The following is an 18,620-nucleotide window of genomic DNA, read 5'->3' as shown; positions in this document are numbered from 1 at the left end:
TTTATTTTCCTCCTAAAGTTAAAAAGAGCGTACTCAGATTCTGTTTTGTATTAACAGGCTCTTGAATAGGCTCTTTGGGATTTTGATTATTTGGTTGTTTCATATACTTAGCTACTAAATCTTCTTTAAAATTTTCTACAACTTCCACTTCTTCATCTTCTTGCGTATCATCAATTTCAATTTCATCTGCAATTTCATCAGCTAAACCAAGAGCAACCGCTTCTTCTGCTGTTAGCCAAGTTTCATCTTTTAAAAGTTGTTTTAATTCTTCGTCTGTCCCAACAAAACGTTTTTTATAAGATGCTACTAAAGCTGAATCAATCTTTCGTAAATCTCGTGCTGTTTTTTCAAATAAATCTGCATTTCCATATTCAAAGGTACTTGCTTGATGAATCATTATCATAGTATTACTAGGCATAATGATTTTATCACCTGCCATTGCAATTACAGACGCGGCACTAGCTGCCCAACCATCAATATGAACTATAATTTCTGCACTATGCTGCTTTAATTGATTACAAATTGCTACACCATCAAAAGCGGAACCTCCACCCGAATTAATATGAACGTGAATTTTTTCTGCTTTAACATCTTGAATTTTTCTTCTTACTGCCTCAGCATTGTTTTCACTAAACCATCCACCAATTGACCCATAAACAGTTAATTTGTATTCATTTTCACCTTTAGCTTCAAAACGAATATCTCGTTTTAAGTTCAAAAGCTTATTCATATTCACATGCTCCATCATTTCTCACCCCCTTCAGATTCATTTAATTTTGTATAGTTCTTCGTAATATGATGGATATTTAGATTTGGATCATCCGACTCCTCATAATCTACTTCTGAACGAATTTCATTTCCTGTAAATGCACTTGAAGAAATGAGTTTATCAATACTTGTCGCAAGATCAAATATACTTTGATAGGAAACAACCTTAACCTCAATTTTTCGTCCTAAAAGATATTCACTCATTTCAAAGAATTTAACGTTCGCTTCATCAGATAGCTTTTTTAATAATGGTCGTACTGTGAAAAGCATATAATTTTTCGTTTGCTTTTCTACATCAGCCATTTCTCCATATATCAGAGCTATAGGAATACCAATTGCCATAGCTACTTGATTCAAGAAACCATTTGTTACTTTATTGATTTCTTCCACACTTGGACCATTTGCAACACCATTGTATATCTCGTTATAATTAATACCTTTTTGCTGTGGAACAATAGCTATATCTTTTGAACCGATTGACTTATACATATTGTCTATAAACTCTTGTAGCTTTGCTATTTGTTCCTCTGTTTTAGCACCAATCATATCCATATCAACCGTGCCACGAACTTGATTTTTACGTTTCTGTGAGTTTAGTATCCTACCAAATAAATCACCGTAATCTGCAAACAATCCATCAATAAGTGGAGATAATTTATCATTCCGATACTTCAAATGAATAACTTCGCTTTGCTTAAAACTTCTCTTAAACGTATAATCTTTTACCCTTACATCAGTAAAGATATCTTCAAACACAGCATACTCATTATGTTGGAATCCATCTGCAATAAGTAAATCACCATCATCTGCTTGTATGACTAAACACTCATTATCATAAATAAGTTTGCGAACAAACCTTTCCCAAAAGGTACTTGCGGTCATATTCTTGTTTGGTCTTACATTTAATCGATAATAAAGCTCATCCTTCTTAAATGCTTTACCATTTCTTACTCTAAATTCAGATTGACTAATTGTCCTTCCTAAAAATGAAACGCATGTATCAATCGCCAATCGTTTCATATGAAGCCTGTTTGCTGTATCAGTTATTATGTCCAGATCCAGCATGAATTCTAATTCTTTATTTCTTTTAAATACTGAACCTAACCATCCAATGATTATCACCCCCTTTATTAGAATTTAATGTTACCTATAACAAAGTTAGTTGCTTCTTGTATCTCATCTGCCCGATAAAGAGCATGAACAAAACATTGGAACCCATCTGTTTTTCTACGAACAGGCTCTTTTTTTTCGTATATTTTATTTCCATCACTTTTGATAACAACCAATACATTTTGTGTATACCAACGCATTAGCGGATTATCATCAAAAACAATTTGTTTATTTGCAAACGCCATTTCAATACGTGGAGCTAACAAACTATGAATTGCTTTCGGGTTTCGTATAACCTCTATTTCAAATCCTTCTGCTACCAATAATGGTCTTATTGCTTCCATTCTGAAGTTATCAGCTATAATCTTTTTAATCCCATATTGTTCACGCATTTCTACAAACCAATCAACAATGTGCTGAGGATTAATAGTCGGTTCATCCACAACTGTTAGTAGTCCTTGCTCTTCCCACTCTTTAATTGGAGCAAATTTTTGTTTCTTGAACTCGCCTGCTTTTTTAGAATATCCGTAATAGATATCAACAAATTCTTTTCGTACAAAAGAATGAGTTTTAAAGATATATTCACCATTTTGTCTAAATAAAAGACCACATGCCGCAAAGTCCCGAATACTCGCAAAGTCTAACGCTCCTATGCATTCTTGGGCATATAAATCAGGGAAAGAACGATTTGTAGCAAGGATTTCTGACCATTTCGCAACAGATCTTTCTAAATTTGTAACAGGTAAGTTCATTCGCTTTGTCATGAACTCTTCACGGTTACTTGGATCGTCCTCTAAATCCTCATACTCTTCTTTTATTGTTTCGAGCAAACCTTCAGCATACTCACTTAACGGCTGAGATAACATTGGGTTTGCCATTTCCCAATTATCCGGATCATCAACTTCTTTTTCATCATTCAATTTGCAAATGAACGGAAAGATAGCATTCGGACGTGCTTCACCATTTAATACCTTCATTGCTTTTTCTTTTTGTTTATCTAAGAAACCATCACGAACATATCCATCTGTACCAATGTAAAACTCACGTGGATTTTTCTTTTTCCCTAAACCACTAATGTGGACTCGAACATCTTTATTACTTTCATATTGATGTATTTCATCAAATACGACTGCACCATCACGTAATCCATCTTTTGTATCTCCGTTAGATGTTCTAAACTTTAAAACACTTCCAGTAGCTTTAGAAACCGTTTGAGTTAATGTTGTTTTAAATGCTCTTTGCAATATTTCATTTCGTTTGACGCATTTATGAACTTCATCTGGACTTGTTTTTGCCTGCTCTTCACTGTTTGCAACAACAGAAATGTTATACTCCGGAATACCATGCATTTCACTAATTAAAAAATGAATAATGACTGATATTAATCCGTTTTTACCGCCACCACGTCCAAGCATCCATAGGAACTTCCGATAAAATACACGTCCGTTTTTCTTATAAAATAAAAAAACGAATGCTATTAAGAATTTCTGAAATGATTGTAACGGAAAGTACCATTTCTCTCCAAAGCGAATACACTTCTCAATCATTTCATCATCAAAATACAAATCGTCTCTGTTCAAAACATATTTTTCTAGATAGTCAATTAACAGTTCTCTTTCCTTATTGAACTTTATTTTTCCACTTCTATAAAGTTCAATGTATTCATCTACATACTTTTGCCTAATCATATTAAATCACTTGGACTGTATCCCGTATTAGAAGCACCAACTTTAGGAACAAATTTTATATCTCTTCCTAAAGCAATTAAAGAACTGTTAATTTTGTTTCTCTCACTTATAAGAGGGTGGGCTTTAACAAAAACTTGGGAACCATTTTTTACTGTTACAGACTCGCCTTCTTTATTAATGGTTTTATTTATTTTTCTAAACGCTTTGACCAGATCAATATATCTTTCTACTTTTTCAACTTCGACTAAATCTGTAATATCAATACTATTCATGAGCTGTTCTTTTAACCTTACAATACTAACAGCCATCTACCCACCCCCCTAACGTGCGTAATTTCGAAAAAAACCTGACAGTTAACCCCCTCCTCCGGTGCCCCTTAGAGCATTTTTCGCTGAAATATTTTAAGGGGGGGGATTGTTTCTGATTCATTTTTACCACTTTTCATCATGTTCCCATTTATTTTGTTTCTTTTTAAATGTTCTTCCGTGTTCTTTGTTGTGGCAATCCACACATACTGTTTCTAGATTATCTGTTTCTAATGCAAGTTCTGGATGATGTTCTAGTTCTTTTATATGATGGACGACGAGTTGAATCTTCTTACGCTTTGCACTCTCACTGTACTCATTCGTATCAGTTTGAACGCGACCGTTTCGCTTACACACTTGACATTCATAGTTGTCGCGCTTCTTTACTTGTTCACGTAACTGTTTCCATTCACCACTATCATAGAATTTACGCTTCTGTTGTTTGGATTTGTATTCCTTCATCATTTTCCACCAATCGTTTCTCTTCTAATAAATCATCAAGCAGTTTATTGATTATACTTGCTGTAGCTTCTTTCTTTTCTTTTAGTGTCGTATTATTGCGTAATTCATTTAGCACTTCAATTAATGTTGGCAATTTTTCTAGACTCACGCAATTCTGCATCCCTATTAACGATATGCAGCATTGTGTCAAAGGTAATATTCTTCTCAAGTTTAACTAGTCTTCCATTTATCCTCACTCCTTTTCTCTTCAAAATAAACAGCACCCAAATGGATGCTGTTTATTTTGAATCATGCAATTTTTTTGGAATCAATTTAAGAGTAAACGCACGAAGTACACATATGACCTTAAAAAATTAATAACAACTATATCATTCATAAACTATTCTCCTAAAGTAAAGATATAGCAGAAGGAAATCCCACATTTTTAAATCCCTATTATATTAATATTAAAATTAAAGGTGAAAATATTTTTTTGTCGAATTATAACATATTTAGGAGAACCTTCTTTTAGGAGGTGATTAATAAACCTCAATAATTATTGTACCATCCGTTTTTATCATTATATTGCCAACACAATAAGACTTATTGTGAATTTGTAACACAGTTCCAACAGCTACAACACCATCTTCACGACAAATACTTTGAATTGGATGTTCTCCTAAAAAAGTTGTATTACTAAAAACTTGAGGACACATGTTCTCACCACCTTATGAAAGGAAGATATTATGAACGAAAAGCAACTAGATACATTAGAAAAAATATTACTTTTTTATCCTTACTTGAAAAAGAATACAGTTTCAGAACAACTTAATGAATGTAATAAATTCCCTAACTTCAACTCAACATATGTTAGTATACGAAAAGAAAATAAAGATGATTCAACAGCTGATATTATAGCTAAGACATTGGTTCACGGAATAAAAGAGAAAATTATTGACGAATTAGATTTAGATGATCTCCTCTTTGCGCTTTTAGAAGATTCACTTTTAAATTCTTATTTATTTAAGCTTAATACAAGTGCATTTAATTTAGATGATGTTAATTTTTCCAAACAACTTTTAAAATCTTGGGGTATACCACAGCAACATAAAATTCTAAGTAACATCAATAATCTATCTGTTGATAAAGATTTTGTTATTTGTGGATATAGAGAGTTGAATGATGGAAAGTTAGACACTCTTCGAATTCTTCTATTAGACTCAAAGATAGTTAGTACGAAATTCAAAAACGGTGATTCTAAACAAATTATTTTCCCAACTATTGTAGACATTGATTTTAGAAGAGAATTACTACACATTCGTTTAAGAGATGTAGATAATATAGTAAGTGAGTCCTCCGAACTTAGTACAATGTCCGGACGAGTTGAAAATACCTTGAATTTTTTAGATCATTTTAAGCCAGCAATTAATTATTCAAGAGTTGAAAGCTTCCGAAACAATCTCTTTTCTTTAGAAGAAGCACTATTAAGTAACAAAAGAAAAAAAGCATATGAAAAATTAGAAATACTTGATACAGAAATTGAGAAATTCACAAATATAGTTTGCGAAGAATTTACTCCACCCGATAACACGGATATATCTCCTAAAGATTATATTTCAAATGGCGTGTTATCAATTATCGCAACAACTCTGGATGTTAGTGATTTAGGTGATGTAGTAGGGATAAGATTTCGAAATGCAAAAAGTGATAGAGATTTAAACTATGCTGAGATAAAAATCACTGACAATGGTGATAAATGTATATCTTCTAACAATCTTTATTGGCTAAACCTACCTGTCCTCTTAAACAGAAGGGCAATTGAATATTTAAAAATTATAAAAAGATTAGAGTCTGGAACAGCTATAGTGAACTTAGAATTTTCTCTTAATACCGCAAATATAAGAATTTTGCATAAAAACAAGTCAGAAGAAATTGAAAATAAACAACCAACTCAAGAAAAATATGACGATTTTATCAACTTTATCATGCCCTTTATTAAATAATACCTATTCGTAGGATTATAAAAAAAAGTACAACCTCTTATAAAATAAAGGGGTTGTACTTTTTTATTTTTGATAAATGTACTAATTATAGAACAAAATTGTTTTCCACCACTTCTCACAATACAAATATAACATGATAATTCCAAAACAACCGGCATATTTACTGCCAAAAAGCGGTCACGGCTCTGCCACTATTTTTTTAATTTATTGTTGCCCTAATTCTATTAAATAATTTCTCTTTTAAATCCTCTTCTGTTTCCCAAACGATATGACTATATTGTCTTGTATCAAAGTGGACTTTATCTAAATGGTCATGCCTACATGTCCATATTACGGGTTTACCTAAACCCATCGCATATCCTGCTTCAAAATAAACCCCACCTCTTTGTCCTGTGAAGTCCGCTATTACAAACTTACTTCTTTGAATCTTCGCGATAATTTCATCACATATTTTATTATTATGATCTACCTTATCGATTCGAATAGGATTATATCCAGCCTCTTTTATCGCTACCACAATTGCTTCCTCATAAGCATTTTCAACTTCTGTATCAAACCACATCGCTACAAATGCGTCTTCATTATTTTTAATAGTGTTTCTCTCTAATTCAGCAACTCTATTCCACCCTTTAACTGTAAGTTTCAAAGAAGTAGGCAGTCCAGCTACAGAGCCAGTAATATAGCCATCGTCTTTTAACTGCTGCATTAGAAATTCCACCTCCCCTAAATTTTCACTTTGTACAAAAAATAAAGTTGAATCTGAAATCCCTATATAAATTTCATGTCCTGGATACTCAGAAAGTTTCGCAAGATTAACTAAAGACTGATCAATTCTATCAGATACTTTGTTAGGAAATGCACTCAATAATTCATCTAAAGAGACCATTGGATATCTTTCTTGTAGCCCCTCTTTACTATTACCTTCAACAAATATGCATATCTCCATCCTATTGTTCATACTTCTTTTTCTTAATACAGAGGCTAATTTTATATATTTACTTTTATCCACATTTAACTTCAACTCTGTTCTTATTGGCAGCATAACAAGACCACAGCTTGGGCAATCTATTTCTTTACCTCTGTCTGTAGGATAAATCATTGCATTTTTATTTGAACATATTGGACATTCCTTATTCATTTCTCTTTCACCACTTTCATTATAATAATTAAATATTACCATATCACTGATTAAGTTACCCATATCTTATATTGTGTTTAACTAATCTAAACGCTACAGCCCTTGATATCAATAGCTTCATAGCACTTTCTCTTTTGAGTTACACAACACAATAAAAATGAGTAACTGTATAGAATAGGGTAGCACCACACATCCATCAACTTAAGGAGAATAAACGCTACCAAAACAAAAAAAGCCCCAAATTTTTCTTGAAAATAAGTTGGGGCTTTTGAAACAGAAAAGTATATTTTTAACTATGAAAAATACGATAAATTTTTCCTTTTTTCCTACTTGCTAAATTCAGCAAGTAAAATTTTTTTAAAAGGATTAGGACTGTCAGTTCTACCCAAACTATTCCAATTGACGACCAACGTATGCTTGCCTCCAAGTTTACCTCCAACAAGAGTTGTAAACCCTAGAATGCCACCTGTGTGTCCCCATATCGAGACACCGCTTGGAAGCTTAGTTTCATAGATTCCAAGACCATATCCATCGATTCCTTCTTTTCCTGTAGGAACTGTAGTAAGCATTTGTTTTAGTTGCTGTTCTTTCAGTAATTTGCCACCGAGCAAGTAAGAGAAAAATTTGTTTAAGTCGTCAGCAGTAGAAATCATATCTCCAGCAGAGCTACCTGCACTTGGGTTATAATAAGTAACGTCTTTTAGCTCACTTGCTCCGTCTGGTTGGACATATCCACGTGCATGGTTAGTGCCTGGAATAACGCTTGAATTGCCTGGTAGGAATGTATTCGACAATTCAAGTGGTTCAATAATTCGATTTTCAACTTCTTCCGCATAGCTGTTTCCAGTTACTTTTTCAATAAGGATACCCAGTAATACGTATCCTGTGTTTGAATAAGACCAGCCCTTTCCTGGAGCAAAGTCTGGGGGAAAAGAAATCCCCATCTTCACTAACTCTTCAGCCGTATACGATTTTTTTGTATCCGTAAAATCAACGTCTTTTGACCTTGAGTATTCAGCGATACCACTTGTATGGTTCAATATCTCCCGGATAGTAATCTTGTTACCATCATATCCATTTCCTTGAATGACACCAGGCAACCAGTCTTCGATGTGGTCGTCTAGCTTCAGGCGATTCTCTCCAACTAATTGAAGTACAACTGTTGCGGTGAACGTCTTCGTCACACTCCCAATGCGAAAGCGAAAATCTGTTTTCATTGGTTTCTTGGTTCTCAGATCCGCTATTCCAGCGGCATACCCCCACGTTTTTCCACCCTCAGAAGTTTTAGCAAGTATCCCCGGGTATCCAAATTGCAATGTATCTCGCATTGCTTGCTTGACGGAAGTACGATCTCGTTGAGTATTTGTTTGTAACGAACTAGATACATTTTGAGTAGGCTCTGCTTTTACAATTGAGGTTGGTGTTGTATATAACAGGGAACTTCCAGCTATTAAAAGGGCCAGACTTGCACATGTAATTTGACTACGTATTTTCATAAGGCATTCCTCTCCTCTATTCATATTGTATAAGTGTTTGCTTACGGATCCTTACTTCCTGAAAAGACTTAGGGAAAGGCCCTCACGCATATAGATTAAAGCCCCAGTACAAAGGTATCTATCAATACCAACAATTTGAGCCAGTTAAATCTCCATCCCTTCTATAACAAAATTATTCAAAGGTATAAAAGCATATTATGTACCCTTAGTTATTGTTAGGATTAACACAACATGAGACATAGCCCCAACCCATATTTTACTTTATTTATCCATGATATGTATTGAGAAAGAATGTAAATTCGAATCCTTTCCGTATCCCAACTATTAATCGTTTTTTTCATCTATTATAATTAGTTATTTTGAATTTCATAATAAAAAACTGTAAAAAAATAACGAGTCCCTTAACGTACAGGAAGCGGTTGAAAAATATGTCTAAACGCACAATTTTCTTTTTTGATATGGTGACCCCATCGCAATCAAGCTAAGGTTTTGAAGTACCCACTAAATGAAATTTCTCTTTCTCTATAGTTAGTTATTTTGAGAAGTCAGCTCATTTTTTGTTTTTTGGGTGTTTACTTTTCTTAAGTTGATGGATGTGGGGGAGCACCACATGGTCATCAACTTAAAGTTTTAATATACCAGAAATCAGGAATATTTTATTCTGTTAGCTTGATAGCGATAGGGTACAGCCAACATTTCGGAAGCTATGTATGTTAGACGAATTTTAACCTAAAAAAGTCGAATTCTTGTACGTGAAGTGCAGTGATATTTCATTCATATAATCCGTATTATCTGAAGTTAATAAAGTCTTTTACACTCTCTTCTTTAAGAACGTTTCCATAATATCCTTCCTGAATCTTTCATAATCAAACTGAAAAGCTACATTATGCGTTTTATAACCTGGATTAGTAACAAAACGAAAGTCTGCAATGCTTTGACCAAACCCTTCCCCTTGATCAGGAATTACTTTAATGGGTACTCTCGAAAGGCTAACAGCCTCTCTATTTAGCAAATACCACACTGTTACAAAATCATGCATAGGACTTCCACTTATACCTGGATTAGACTTGGAGTAAAAATTATAATAATAATCTAACATAGGTTTAATGATGAGTCCTGCAAGATCCTGTGTATTCCGATGAAATGCATCGATTTGCTCGACCATTTCGGGTGTAACAATCGCATGTTGGGTCACATTTAAAGGGATAATTGTCAAGTTCTTTGCATGTTGCAGAATTAAGTTTGCTGCATAAGGGTCTGCGTGAAAATTAGCTTCAGCCACAGCAGTTACGTTACCTGGATAGAAAAAAGCTCCCCCCATGCAAATGCATTCTCTTACATTTCGCATTGTTTCTAAATTTAATACAAAAGTCGTAGCTAGCGAAGAAAGTCTTCCTAAATTAATAATGGTAAGATCTTCTAAATTCGATTCTATAATTTGATAAATATCATTTAAAGGATAAACTGGATATGAAATTTCAGGTGGAATAATAGGTCCTAATCCAACTTTTCCATGTACCTCAGGGAAATACTGAATTAATATACCTGTCAACGGTACAGAAGCACCAAGGAATACAGGTATTTCTTCTCTTCCCGCAATGTACTTTAAATAGTTAATATTTCTTATTACATTTTCTCTTGATACATTTCCATAATCGGCCACAATTCCTACAAGTTGAATGTCTTTACGAAAAAAGGTGTACAGTATAGCAAACGCATCATCAATCCCCAAATCTGTAAACAGGAGAACCTTTTTTTGCATATCTCTTCCTCCAAAATTTATAGAATTCTACTTTCGCCAATGATGTAGTGATTAGACTACGCTTGTATATATATTTTTTATGTATTCTTAAAGAGTGGATTCTATTCACTTGAAATAGCTTTGCTCATCTAAATTTGATTTTATGTTCAAACGTAAGTTTCAGTTCTTAAGTCGATAAGCATGTGTTGCTATCCTTGAACAAAAAAGCAATGATTAGATTTTAAACCTAGTCATTGCTTTATCCATTGCATCTTGGTTTACTCCTATATATCTTAACGTTACTCGCTCACTTGAATGATTGAATATCTCCATCAGCAAAGCTATGTTCTTTGTTTGCATGTACATATGATATCCAAATGTCTTACGTAATGTATGTGTCCCAATCTCTTCTAAACCAAACTTTGCTGCTGTGGTACTAAGTATTTTATATGCCATGCTTCTTCCGATTGGTCGATTCTTTCCTTGTCTGCTCTTAATTATATACTCATAGTCTTCCATATCTTCAATGTACCACTTTAACTCTCTTCTTAATGCTGCAGTAATGTGAATACGTTTCTGCTTACCTGTCTTCATTTCACGCATTGATATATGGCTGCCATTTAAATCTCCAACCTTCAGTTTTAAAATATCACTAATACGTAGCCCTGTATTAATTCCTATTACAAACAAAATATAATTGCGTTCATTCTTTTCTTTTAGATATTCTTTAATTTGTTGTATTTGCTCTGAATCACGTATCGGTTGAACAAAATTCATTATTTATTACCTCCAGTTTCTTCTGTCTCATAAACTTCTAATCCTAGTGCAAAAGCAAGTTTATAAAACGCTTTAGACTTCCAACGTCGATAAGTGCGCTCTGACATCCCTATCTCGTTATAAACCATGTAGTCACACACATCCTCTTCTTCTAAATAACGTTTATAAATAATATCTCTTTGAATACTTCCTGCACGTCCGTTTCCTAATCGATTTAGAAACTGATCAATACTTAATGACATTTTTTCAAGCCACTCTTCTCGTTTGCTTTGTTGAATATTTGCTATAGCAACATCTTCCAATGGTTTTCCAACTGTATGTGTAGGACCATGCTCACGTATTTCATAAGAAGGAGTGACTTTCATTTCTTTACGCATCATCCCAAATTGTCTATGTATACGTACACTTTCCAACACACGTTCTAATTCCTCTTGTGTTGCTGTTCTATCAATTTTTGGTAAGAAAGATAATTGTTTAGTCATGTAAGACCACTCCCTTTTATTTTTAATTATTTTTGTCTTAACGCTCCACGTCTGCGTTCATAACGTGGTCCATGAACTCCCATTAACTCTTCAATTTCACGAGTGCAAAATTTCTCTTTTCTTTTTTTCTTCTTTTTCTTCTTTACGTGATTTGATTGCTTTTTCCATTCACGTAACTGATTCTTTAATCCCTTCATTTCCCCATCTCCCTTTTCAAAATAAAAAGGACACCTATTCCTAAAACAGCTTGAATTGCTGCTTTAATGAATTGGTGTCCTCTAGTTTTCTAGCCGGACTATATTTATTTCATGATAATTGTCTGTATAAACAGATTCCTCCAAGCTTTATCTATTCTATCTTTCTCATATTTTTGTATAACCTTTGTACGACGAGCAATTGCTTTTTTTAGTTTCTTTTTCTTTAAATTATTCAACCCTCTCACTCCTTCTTGTAAAACAGTTTTGTCCATTTTGGGGCGTTTTCATTACTTTAATACCTTATTACATTCAAAAAACTACTCAAATGGAAGTTGTACCTATATAATTTCAAAAGGATTATTTTGTTTAAATTTATACTACATCTTATAAACACATACGAATTATACTTTTTTACTAGTATACAAGCCGTATCTTTTAAAAGAATCACAACATAGAATACAATACAGGACAAGACTTTCAAAAAACTTGTCTAAGTTTATTCTCAAAAAGGGGTGAACATAAATGCCTATCGTTAAGCCTTTTATAGCTGGAAGACGATTTGTAAGTACAGCAGCTACAGGGACTGTCGCTGGAGCAGATTTAACTTTTGCTAACACAGACTTCACCGATGATACTGGTGCTGTAACAACCTTCCCTGCTTCTTATGCTTTTTTAACGCTTTATATTAATGGTGTTATTCAAACAGGTGATACTATTACTGGTGTGACTACTACAGCTGCTACTATTGTAGGAGGTGCCGTACTAGATGGAGGTACTCCTATCGCAATTGAATTTACAATAACGTAAATTTAGTTGTCTTTTTAGGGGTTTCATTAAAAGAAACCCCTAATTTTAAAAAACTGATATTAATTTTAGTAGCAACTACATAACACAGTGCATATACTAGTTTTGAATGATAGGAATTTATACTCACTCTCGAAAAGAGCACCTATAGATAGTGCTCTTTTTTAGCTTCCTCTTTTCTACAAAATAAAATTTTTATATACATAAATACCGGACTAAATGCCTAAAATAATTAAAAATTTAGGCGGTATTCAATGAAAACAGTACTCACAACCCTTAAATATTTATTAATTACACTTGGAATTTCTTGCTTAATTATTTTAGGTTACATATGGTATTTTCCACATTAATTTAAAATGCCTAACGTTCTTTCTGGTGCGTAATACCCAAACATAACGCCCCATGCATCTTTTTCAATACCAAGCCTGATTTTCAGCATTCTTTTTCTCCATTCCGATCCCAATTACAACATTACCTAACATATCCGCTAAATTATGAGCTTCTTCCATGTTTGATGTATGGAACCTAATTACTCTACCGTCAGGAAAATTCATTGAAGCTCCTCGAGATTTTTCTGGTCCGAACGTGCTGCAATAAACTCCAGTTTTACGCCACAAACACTTATTTTTGTCTATGTGACATGCACTACTCATTTCTTTTTTCCTCCCCTGAATAAAACTCAATATTCCGTTAATACTGTAGACAACCCATTAAGTTACTTTCTCCTTGTTCCCCCTTGGAGGACCGAGCAGTTAGCTTTTGCTAGCTGCTCTTTGTATTTTAAATTTTATTTTCACCCCTACTACGGAATTTTCATATGTTATTGTGTAGCCGCATCTTTTCGGTTGTGAGCTCATTCATTTTATTTCTTAAAAACCTTCATGAAGTATCATGTACTAAACACTCTGAGGAATAGCGCTGTTCGAAGGCGCTCTTTTTTTCATCCTAATAATCTTCACAATTCTGTACATACTACTGATAAGCTGCTTTCTTAACAGTGTTTGCAGCCCGGAACCTTTTCTTTGGGAATGGAGCAGTTAGCTTTTGCTAGCTGCTCTTTTTTCCGTATAGGTACCCATTTACTCTAAAATGAATAAACTATCTTGAACCTTATTTTTCAGTCATTTACTGGTTCATGACTTACAAACATAACCCCAATACATGGAATGCTTTTTAAGCGAGCACTCTGGAACAAGTGCTCGTTTTACTTTGGCATTTTTCTACAAAATGAAATTTTTATATTAATCTTCCTCAAGTTCCGTAACAGTTATATAATTCCTAGCATTCTTCCGATTCGCTATTCTCCTTTGATACGCTGGCCTTGTATAAAAACGAACTGTCGCAGGAAGTACGCCCATATAATCAGCGCATTCCTGTATAGTTCCGATACATAGCAATGATTCACCTTTATAAACGACGTACTCCTTTAAGTTCATTTTTTCATTCCCCTTTGCTACAAAATGAAGTTTTTGTTTAGTTTTTAATTAACTCTGGATTTTCGTAAATATTTCCAACAACAACAGGATTCAGCGTTCTTATGAATAAGTTGTCTAAAATACAATTCACTACGTGATCATTGTGGGTCCAAACACTTTTGAATGATGCCTCATCATAAACAATTGTGCTTACAATGCCATCCTCCGACTTGATAATATCCCCTTCATAAATATCCTTACCGTTCTTGTCCTTTAATCCTGTGTATTGCATTAATTCGCATTCATCGCCTAATGCTCGACCGATACCACCTGCACCTTCTTCGGGCAACTCATCTCGCCATGCCATAGGACGCCATTTATCCCATTTAGCGAAATTTTCACCTTGTGTTATTTCAACTTGGGTAGGAGTGAACATAAATTGTTTTTCTTTATCCCACGCACGAAACTTAATTTCTCTCATTTTTATTCTCCTTTTCTAATAAAATAGCGTTTTTGTTTAAATCCACTTTTTTAACTGTGGCTTTACTAACACTTTTGTGCTAGAATCCACTAGGATAGTATTTTGAAATTATTTTTGGAGGCTTTATGAATAATCAAAACAACAATGAAACAAACAACATCAATAGAGTATTGGCAATTTTTCTAATAGTATCACCACTATTAATGCCTATCGTACTACCTACAGCCATAATTGTAGGAATGAAACAATGGATGCCTGATGCCGTTGAATACCCAAGTATAATGTCACTATTGACTTTATGTATTGGATTTTTCATAGTTGGAATCATCTTCTCTTTCTTATTACGCGTATTTAAACTATCTGAAGAAAAGCTAAAAGAATTAGGTTTCTTAGGATTTACAATTTCAATTGTTAGTACATTCCTGTCAATGTATGTCGGATATTTTTGGCTAGCAAAACTTAATTTCACAGCAGTGCAATTATCACCACATGCTGTATTAACCTTTGCAATTTTATCTACAATTCTTTTAGAAGTAATATTTAAGCTGATTGATAAATTTGATACACCTGATACAAAAGAAACAATTGAATAGATATTAAAATGATTATCTTAGAGTACATATCAACATGTGCTCTTTTTTCTTTTTAATCAAATAACGATTTTATTAAGTTTTTTATACAAATTGTACATCCTTTATTACTGCCCATTTCCTCTTATTCTGCATTCCTATAAATAGACAACAGCATAGGATAAACAGGAAATGATAAAATCATGAGAGGAGCTTGGATATGCAATATAATCCACGTTATTATCAATGTCAAAGCTCAATGGATAACATCTGGAATAACAATAATTGGATTTACGGTTGGAATCCTTATTATTACAGTTACAACAATAATGCTTGGGACCACAACCGGAATCCTTGTTGTGAAAATGTTAGATTAACAGATTATGGAGCTAGACCATTTGTATTGAATATTAACCAAGCCACTAAACAAAACAATACTTATCGCACCGCTATCTGGACAGGAAAAAACTTACAAGTAACTTTAATGAGTATTAATGTTGGAGATGACATAGGTTTAGAAGTACACCCTACAACTGATCAATTCATACGTATTGAAGAGGGCCAAGGACTCGTTCAAATGGGTGATAACAAAGATAAATTAGATTTTCAAGAAATGGTCTATGATGACTATGCAATTATGATACCTGCTGGAAAATGGCATAATGTAATCAATATGGGGAATAAACCACTTAAAATTTACTCTATATATGCACCTCCAGAGCATCCCTATGGTACAGTTCATGAAACAAAAGCGATTGCCATGTCTACTGAAGCAAATCGGTATTACTAATGAGAAATTATCTTAGTCTTAAACAAAATTATTGCTTAAATACTTCAAAACCATAAAAAATTTAAAATAACTCTTAGTCAGAGAGCCCCTTAAAAACCGCTCTTTAATTTTTAAATAAAGATTTTATCTAAATCCATTCACTAATCTCATACTTTGACATACAATAATAGTGCCTTTCTATATAATGTGAGCTCGTCACTGTCGTTATAATGAGGTATAAGGAGCGCTCACGATTAGCGCTCTTTTTATTTAAATAAAGATTTTATTTTTAATTACACCTATCTAAAAACATACATACAATATATTGGGTATTCTTTTTCAACATTAGTTCTAGTCAGAGAGCACTTTTAATTTATTTGGATGGATTATGTTTTACATATAATAAACATAAAATGCAAAGAGCAGACAAGACATAATTTTTATATAATCGTGTACATTTTTTGTACGCGATTTTTTAATTAAATAAGGATTTTGTTTAAATTTCATTAACCTTATTGATTCCTTTGCATACAGTATTATCACAAGGAATTCCACAGGTGGCTCTGGTCCAGTTACCTTGAATTTCTTGCACACCTTGTGGGAAGAATCCGTTTATAACAAACGGGTTCTTTTATTTTTGCTCATACAATAAGAATTTTGTTAAAAAACTGCACATTTATTCAGAACATGCATAAAATATAATGTGGTATTCTTTTTCAATATTATTTTTTATCCGAGAGCGGATTTTATTATGTTGTACAAGCACTACTTCGCTTTATTAAATAGACTATATAGACATCTAAAAGAAGGGAGCTTTAAATTCATATGGCTGATTACTTTTATAAAGATGGTAAAAAGTATTATAAAAACCAATCGCATACGGACCACCAAAAAAATAACTGTTTTGTTGAGACTCATACAATTAGTGGTTCAGGAGAAAATTTAAATGGAAATATACCTATATCTATTGACCTCCTAAATACCACTCCACAAACAGTATTTGAAGATTTCACCAACAATCACAATAAAACATTAATTCAGTTATTCGTTGTCGGTATGAGTGCACCCGTTCAAGTAACTATTCTAACAAGAAGATCTAGCATACCAATTACTACTACATTACAACCCGTTCAAACAAAAATATTTCAAGTTGAAGATTTTCAAAGTCTTACTCTTACAAAGCAAGAAGGTCCTGCTAGTGCAGTTAGTTTATTTGTTCAAAAAACATTTTGTATCTGCTGTAACAATAATAACGATTCATGTGATGAATATTACCACGAGTGCAACTAATAGATTAAATCACCGGAAGAACTCTTTATATAAAGGGTTCTTTTCCTTTCACTCCCCTCATTTCCCCGTTTTTTATTAAAATAACTATTTTGTTTAAAATTACCTTAATTTTCATTAACACTTCTTAATGTTCGCATTTACAACTGTATAATATAATTAACTAATTATTAGGAGTGTTAATAATGTTAGAAAACATATTCATCTTGGCATATATTATTTTTGGAGTTAGTTTAATATACGATCTAATAAAGGAACTTCAAAAACCTGAAAAAAAACTCTCTATGGTCGTATTTAATATCCTAATTTTAATAGCTGTTACATACTCTTTATATGAGATATTTATCTAATTCACATAATTAAAATCACATTAAGTCTGTAGCAGATAGGATTACCTACCTGCTTTTTTCTCTAAAATAACGCTTTTGTTTAAAAATTAACGCCTATTAAGTTCATTTATCAGCTTTATTTCTTTCTTCAATCCTGCGAGCTTCAGTTGCTAATTGCAGGGACTTTGTTCGGAGTTTCCCTGCTCTATCGTGATCTCCTTTTAAAGCCGCTTTCTTTGATTTCGTCTCCCAAAGGCCTGCTCTATTTAACAGTTTTTCTACTTCTCTGCTCACAGCCTTACCCACCTACTTTCATACAAAATTCAAATTTTGTCTTACTTTACATCTACACGTGCTTGACTTGCTTCTCGACTAAAACCATCTGGATATCTTTTAGCTAATTTTGCAATATTCATTTCCGCAATATCTTGTAACGTATATCCCAGTTCATGCGCCATAATTGATAAATAATAAAGAATATCTCCAAGCTCTAAGGCTAACTTATAAGTGTTTCCGTCTTCTTCTCCTGGACAATGCGATGGTTGAAAACCATGTCCGTGATAAATTGCTTTTTTAACAATATCGGCAACTTCACCAGCTTCGCCTGTAAGTCCTAAAGCTGCATTTGAAACTCGTCCTCCAAAATCAGTTTTGTTATTCCAAGTTCGTAACGTTGCTTCCTGATAATCATTTAATTCATCAATCGATAAGATACTTGCAATCTGTAAAACTGTAGCTTCATTTATAACTTGATCCTCATTTTTTGCTTCACTCATTAATTTAGTTGCTTCGAATACACCATTTTCCATAATGTTCATTT

The 18,620-nt window shown here is 33.3% G+C and carries 23 protein-coding genes; 5 read left to right on the top strand and 18 right to left on the bottom strand.

The features are described from left to right. Position 1: 1 nt before the first annotated feature. The 7 genes from ACTL4X_RS12825 to ACTL4X_RS12795 form a co-directional block, all read right to left on the bottom strand. Positions 2–745, bottom strand: coding sequence for a head maturation protease, ClpP-related (locus ACTL4X_RS12825; RefSeq protein ID WP_441395055.1), 744 nt, complete (start codon positions 743–745; stop codon positions 2–4). Next, a complete protein-coding gene (locus ACTL4X_RS12820; protein WP_137396781.1) occupies positions 745–1,890 on the bottom strand; it encodes a phage portal protein in 1,146 nt (381 codons plus the stop codon). The genes ACTL4X_RS12825 and ACTL4X_RS12820 overlap by 1 nt, the downstream gene beginning before the upstream one ends. Before the next feature lie 8 nt (positions 1,891–1,898). Further along, positions 1,899–3,566, bottom strand: a complete 1,668-nt coding sequence (locus ACTL4X_RS12815) for a terminase TerL endonuclease subunit (protein ID WP_137396782.1) — start codon at positions 3,564–3,566, stop codon at positions 1,899–1,901. Beyond that, on the bottom strand, positions 3,563–3,874 hold the full coding sequence (locus ACTL4X_RS12810) for a P27 family phage terminase small subunit (RefSeq protein WP_000301149.1): 312 nt from the start codon (positions 3,872–3,874) through the stop codon (positions 3,563–3,565). Before ACTL4X_RS12810 ends, ACTL4X_RS12815 begins: the two co-directional genes overlap by 4 nt. A 123-nt stretch (positions 3,875–3,997) precedes the next feature. Then, a complete protein-coding gene (locus ACTL4X_RS12805) occupies positions 3,998–4,333 on the bottom strand; it encodes an HNH endonuclease (protein ID WP_441395054.1) in 336 nt (111 codons plus the stop codon). Continuing rightward, positions 4,299–4,481, bottom strand: a complete 183-nt coding sequence (locus tag ACTL4X_RS12800) for a hypothetical protein (RefSeq protein WP_349917164.1) — start codon at positions 4,479–4,481, stop codon at positions 4,299–4,301. The genes ACTL4X_RS12805 and ACTL4X_RS12800 overlap by 35 nt, the downstream gene beginning before the upstream one ends. 370 nt (positions 4,482–4,851) lie before the next feature. Then, a complete protein-coding gene (locus ACTL4X_RS12795; protein ID WP_167320414.1) occupies positions 4,852–5,028 on the bottom strand; it encodes a hypothetical protein in 177 nt (58 codons plus the stop codon). Positions 5,029–5,058: 30 nt separating this feature from the next. Here ACTL4X_RS12795 and ACTL4X_RS12790 point away from each other — a divergent pair, with 30 nt between their 5' ends. After that, entirely contained in the window at positions 5,059–6,315 is a 1,257-nt protein-coding gene (locus ACTL4X_RS12790; protein WP_441395053.1) for a hypothetical protein, read from the top strand. Between the two features lie 199 nt (positions 6,316–6,514). On the opposite strand, the gene ACTL4X_RS12785 is transcribed toward ACTL4X_RS12790, so the two are convergent. The 7 genes from ACTL4X_RS12785 to ACTL4X_RS12755 all read right to left on the bottom strand — a co-directional run bounded on the left by ACTL4X_RS12785 (position 6,515) and on the right by ACTL4X_RS12755 (position 12,382). Beyond that, a complete protein-coding gene (locus ACTL4X_RS12785) occupies positions 6,515–7,516 on the bottom strand; it encodes a hypothetical protein (protein ID WP_441395052.1) in 1,002 nt (333 codons plus the stop codon). 263 nt (positions 7,517–7,779) lie between these two features. Further along, positions 7,780–8,949: a serine hydrolase domain-containing protein gene (locus tag ACTL4X_RS12780; protein WP_016081850.1), complete on the bottom strand. Its 1,170-nt coding sequence runs from the start codon at positions 8,947–8,949 to the stop codon at positions 7,780–7,782. An 811-nt stretch (positions 8,950–9,760) separates the two neighbouring features. Beyond that, positions 9,761–10,711 (bottom strand): nucleoside hydrolase, encoded by a 951-nt coding sequence (locus ACTL4X_RS12775; protein WP_061139243.1) that lies wholly within the window; start codon positions 10,709–10,711, stop codon positions 9,761–9,763. Between the two features lie 213 nt (positions 10,712–10,924). Further along, positions 10,925–11,467 (bottom strand): site-specific integrase, encoded by a 543-nt coding sequence (locus tag ACTL4X_RS12770; RefSeq protein WP_053564381.1) that lies wholly within the window; start codon positions 11,465–11,467, stop codon positions 10,925–10,927. Then, positions 11,467–11,949 (bottom strand): ArpU family phage packaging/lysis transcriptional regulator, encoded by a 483-nt coding sequence (locus ACTL4X_RS12765; RefSeq protein ID WP_063547394.1) that lies wholly within the window; start codon positions 11,947–11,949, stop codon positions 11,467–11,469. The genes ACTL4X_RS12770 and ACTL4X_RS12765 overlap by 1 nt, the downstream gene beginning before the upstream one ends. Before the next feature lie 26 nt (positions 11,950–11,975). After that, a complete protein-coding gene (locus tag ACTL4X_RS12760) occupies positions 11,976–12,146 on the bottom strand; it encodes a hypothetical protein (protein WP_089171106.1) in 171 nt (56 codons plus the stop codon). Between the two features lie 104 nt (positions 12,147–12,250). Continuing rightward, entirely contained in the window at positions 12,251–12,382 is a 132-nt protein-coding gene (locus ACTL4X_RS12755) for a DUF3983 domain-containing protein (protein ID WP_441395070.1), read from the bottom strand. Between the two features lie 286 nt (positions 12,383–12,668). On the opposite strand from ACTL4X_RS12755, the gene ACTL4X_RS12750 reads away from it, so the two are divergent. Continuing rightward, positions 12,669–12,953 carry a DUF4183 domain-containing protein gene (locus ACTL4X_RS12750; protein WP_001123250.1) on the top strand — a complete coding sequence of 95 codons (285 nt, stop codon included), beginning with the start codon at positions 12,669–12,671 and terminating at the stop codon, positions 12,951–12,953. A 1,238-nt stretch (positions 12,954–14,191) separates the two neighbouring features. On the opposite strand, the gene ACTL4X_RS12745 is transcribed toward ACTL4X_RS12750, so the two are convergent. Together ACTL4X_RS12745 and ACTL4X_RS12740 are read right to left on the bottom strand one after the other, a co-directional pair. Further along, the gene (locus ACTL4X_RS12745) at positions 14,192–14,386 is read right to left on the bottom strand and encodes a hypothetical protein (protein ID WP_061113334.1); all 195 of its coding nucleotides are present in this window, start codon (positions 14,384–14,386) and stop codon (positions 14,192–14,194) included. A gap of 37 nt (positions 14,387–14,423) precedes the next feature. Continuing rightward, positions 14,424–14,846, bottom strand: coding sequence for a YopX family protein (locus tag ACTL4X_RS12740; RefSeq protein WP_441395051.1), 423 nt, complete (start codon positions 14,844–14,846; stop codon positions 14,424–14,426). A 125-nt stretch (positions 14,847–14,971) separates the two neighbouring features. Between ACTL4X_RS12740 and ACTL4X_RS12735 the strand changes: the two genes are divergently transcribed. The 3 genes from ACTL4X_RS12735 to ACTL4X_RS12725 all read left to right on the top strand — a co-directional run bounded on the left by ACTL4X_RS12735 (position 14,972) and on the right by ACTL4X_RS12725 (position 17,474). Next, entirely contained in the window at positions 14,972–15,439 is a 468-nt protein-coding gene (locus ACTL4X_RS12735) for an epimerase (protein WP_441395050.1), read from the top strand. Between the two features lie 196 nt (positions 15,440–15,635). Next, on the top strand, positions 15,636–16,205 hold the full coding sequence (locus ACTL4X_RS12730) for a cupin domain-containing protein (RefSeq protein WP_046392731.1): 570 nt from the start codon (positions 15,636–15,638) through the stop codon (positions 16,203–16,205). 804 nt (positions 16,206–17,009) lie between these two features. Then, complete coding sequence (locus ACTL4X_RS12725; protein ID WP_046392730.1) at positions 17,010–17,474, top strand: hypothetical protein; 465 nt, start codon at positions 17,010–17,012, stop codon at positions 17,472–17,474. A gap of 449 nt (positions 17,475–17,923) precedes the next feature. Here ACTL4X_RS12725 and ACTL4X_RS12720 read toward each other — a convergent pair whose 3' ends face one another. Then, positions 17,924–18,094: a hypothetical protein gene (locus tag ACTL4X_RS12720; protein WP_179880369.1), complete on the bottom strand. Its 171-nt coding sequence runs from the start codon at positions 18,092–18,094 to the stop codon at positions 17,924–17,926. Positions 18,095–18,135: 41 nt separating this feature from the next. After that, entirely contained in the window at positions 18,136–18,618 is a 483-nt protein-coding gene (locus ACTL4X_RS12715) for a nucleoside triphosphate pyrophosphohydrolase family protein (protein WP_216115472.1), read from the bottom strand. Positions 18,619–18,620: the final 2 nt, after the last annotated feature.

This window comes from Bacillus sp. RE35, from assembly GCF_052146655.1.
GTDB classification, from domain to species: Bacteria; Bacillota; Bacilli; order Bacillales; family Bacillaceae_G; genus Bacillus_A; species Bacillus_A cereus.
This window is presented reverse-complemented; position numbering and strand designations above follow the sequence as displayed.

Coding starts and splice junctions, on each gene's coding strand:
- ACTL4X_RS12825 (WP_441395055.1), bottom strand. CDS start 745: ATGGAGCATGTGAATATGAATAAGCTTTTGAACTTAAAACGAGATATT.
- ACTL4X_RS12815 (WP_137396782.1), bottom strand. CDS start 3,566: ATGATTAGGCAAAAGTATGTAGATGAATACATTGAACTTTATAGAAGT.
- ACTL4X_RS12810 (WP_000301149.1), bottom strand. CDS start 3,874: ATGGCTGTTAGTATTGTAAGGTTAAAAGAACAGCTCATGAATAGTATT.
- ACTL4X_RS12805 (WP_441395054.1), bottom strand. CDS start 4,333: ATGAAGGAATACAAATCCAAACAACAGAAGCGTAAATTCTATGATAGT.
- ACTL4X_RS12795 (WP_167320414.1), bottom strand. CDS start 5,028: ATGTGTCCTCAAGTTTTTAGTAATACAACTTTTTTAGGAGAACATCCA.
- ACTL4X_RS12790 (WP_441395053.1), top strand. CDS start 5,059: ATGAACGAAAAGCAACTAGATACATTAGAAAAAATATTACTTTTTTAT.
- ACTL4X_RS12785 (WP_441395052.1), bottom strand. CDS start 7,516: ATGGGTAACTTAATCAGTGATATGGTAATATTTAATTATTATAATGAA.
- ACTL4X_RS12780 (WP_016081850.1), bottom strand. CDS start 8,949: ATGAAAATACGTAGTCAAATTACATGTGCAAGTCTGGCCCTTTTAATA.
- ACTL4X_RS12775 (WP_061139243.1), bottom strand. CDS start 10,711: ATGCAAAAAAAGGTTCTCCTGTTTACAGATTTGGGGATTGATGATGCG.
- ACTL4X_RS12770 (WP_053564381.1), bottom strand. CDS start 11,467: ATGAATTTTGTTCAACCGATACGTGATTCAGAGCAAATACAACAAATT.
- ACTL4X_RS12765 (WP_063547394.1), bottom strand. CDS start 11,949: ATGACTAAACAATTATCTTTCTTACCAAAAATTGATAGAACAGCAACA.
- ACTL4X_RS12760 (WP_089171106.1), bottom strand. CDS start 12,146: ATGAAGGGATTAAAGAATCAGTTACGTGAATGGAAAAAGCAATCAAAT.
- ACTL4X_RS12750 (WP_001123250.1), top strand. CDS start 12,669: ATGCCTATCGTTAAGCCTTTTATAGCTGGAAGACGATTTGTAAGTACA.
- ACTL4X_RS12745 (WP_061113334.1), bottom strand. CDS start 14,386: ATGAACTTAAAGGAGTACGTCGTTTATAAAGGTGAATCATTGCTATGT.
- ACTL4X_RS12740 (WP_441395051.1), bottom strand. CDS start 14,846: ATGAGAGAAATTAAGTTTCGTGCGTGGGATAAAGAAAAACAATTTATG.
- ACTL4X_RS12735 (WP_441395050.1), top strand. CDS start 14,972: ATGAATAATCAAAACAACAATGAAACAAACAACATCAATAGAGTATTG.
- ACTL4X_RS12730 (WP_046392731.1), top strand. CDS start 15,636: ATGCAATATAATCCACGTTATTATCAATGTCAAAGCTCAATGGATAAC.
- ACTL4X_RS12725 (WP_046392730.1), top strand. CDS start 17,010: ATGGCTGATTACTTTTATAAAGATGGTAAAAAGTATTATAAAAACCAA.
- ACTL4X_RS12715 (WP_216115472.1), bottom strand. CDS start 18,618: ATGAACATTATGGAAAATGGTGTATTCGAAGCAACTAAATTAATGAGT.